2 tRNA genes are annotated in these 454 nt (G+C 46.9%); both read left to right on the top strand.

The features are described from left to right. The first annotated feature begins 48 nt into the window (after positions 1-48). Positions 49-125, top strand: a tRNA-Ile gene (locus FDP13_RS21505). A gap of 112 nt (positions 126-237) precedes the next feature. Next, positions 238-313 (top strand) — tRNA-Ala (locus tag FDP13_RS21510). The last annotated feature ends 141 nt before the right edge of the window (positions 314-454 follow it).

Consider the following 454-nt stretch of genomic DNA (forward strand, 5'->3'; position numbering starts at 1 on the left):
GTGTCCACACAGATTGTCTGATGAAGAAGATGAGCAGTAAAACCTTATAGGCTTGTAGCTCAGGTGGTTAGAGCGCACCCCTGATAAGGGTGAGGTCGGTGGTTCAAGTCCACTCAGGCCTACCAAATTTCTCCTGATACTGCGTTGTGAAATGACTCGCATGCTGATGTATGCGTCGTTATTCCACGCCTTGTCTCAGAAGAAATTACGGGTAAAGGTTTACGTGTTGCATTCTATGGGGCTATAGCTCAGCTGGGAGAGCGCCTGCTTTGCACGCAGGAGGTCTGCGGTTCGATCCCGCATAGCTCCACCATTTACGAATGACTTCAGAGTGTACTGGCAACAGTATGCTGCGAAGTATTCTGCTCTTTAACAATCCGGAACAAGCTGAATAATTTGAAACGACGGCATATGAATGTGAATTCATGTGTTGTTCGAGTCTCTCAAAATACTC

Origin of the sequence: Dickeya sp. ws52 (assembly GCF_007210685.1) — a bacterium.
In the GTDB taxonomy this organism is placed as follows: Bacteria; Pseudomonadota; Gammaproteobacteria; order Enterobacterales; family Enterobacteriaceae; genus Dickeya; species Dickeya chrysanthemi.